Genomic DNA, 1,137 nt, shown 5'->3' on the forward strand with positions numbered 1-1,137 from the left:
CGTTCCTGGACGACTGAATTTCACCAATCTGGCCCGCTATGGCGGGCCATCTGAGCGAACCCATCGCGCCTGGTTCCAGAAACCAATGCCGTGGGTGGAGTTGAACACCAGTTTGATCTTGCAGATGCAAGATCAGCAGTGTCTGGGCAGGGAGAGCATCATTGGGATCGACGCAGTATTCATCGACAAAAATGGCCGCTGTACCCCTGGTGTGGCTCAGTTCTGGAGCGGCTGTCAGCAGCGTTCACTCTCTGGATTGGAAGGCTCGTGTGTGACGTGGGTGGATCTGGACACCCAGCAGCCATTCCCGCTGTCTATCCGCCAGACGCCTGCCGATTTGCCTGGTCAGCAGACACGCACAGATGTCTATGCCCAGGACACGCTCAACACCTTGTCCCAACTGCCTCATGCCATGCGCGAACAGGTGCTGGCTGTCGTGGGTGATGCCTACTACGCCAAGAAAAAGTTTGTTGACCCTGTCGTGGACGAAGGGCAACTGCCCTTCGTCGGAAAGCTGCGCCGAGACGCCTCCCTCAAGCATCTCTATCCTGGCCCCAAAACAGGCCGCCGTGGGCGCCCCAAAAAATATGATGGCAAGGTAAGTTTGAGCGATTTCTCTCGCTGGGACGTACTGCCGTGGACGGATGTTTGTACGGCATACACCACCGTGGTGTATGCCGTGGGACTCAAACGAGTGGTCCGGGTGGTGGCCCTGTTGTGGCCGGGCAAATCGGGAATGACGCTCGAACTGCTGTTCAGCACAGACCCCACGATGGGTGCGGGCACCATCGTCAAGCTCTACCGCGCCCGTTTTGCGATGGAGTTTCCGTTCCGGGACGGCAAGCAGTTCGCGGGCCTGGGTGATTGCCAGTCCCGTCAGGCTCAGGCGCTGCACTTCCACTGGAATATGGCGCTGCATAGCGTTTCTGTAGCCAGAGCCAGTCAGTTGATGAACCAGCGGGCTGGCCCGCTGGTCTTCAGCATGGAAGACGAAAAACGCCGTGCCTATAACGAATTTTTCGCTGATCGAATTTTATCTCTGTTGCCTGGCGATCTGACTTGCGAAAAATTCGCCCCACAGATCGCCGACCTGCTGCTCCTGGGGGTCAAGGCTGCTTGAAACCTTCCGGACTACTG

The 1,137-nt window shown here is 57.6% G+C and carries 1 protein-coding gene; it reads left to right on the forward strand.

Annotation, left to right across the window (positions count from 1 at the left end):
* A partial coding sequence (locus tag BOO71_RS14855; protein WP_075833731.1) for a transposase occupies positions 1–1,120 on the forward strand: 1,120 nt, incomplete at its 5' end.
* Positions 1,121–1,137: the final 17 nt, after the last annotated feature.

The sequence above is a fragment of the Deinococcus marmoris genome (assembly GCF_001949125.1).
GTDB classification, from domain to species: Bacteria; Deinococcota; Deinococci; order Deinococcales; family Deinococcaceae; genus Deinococcus; species Deinococcus marmoris_A.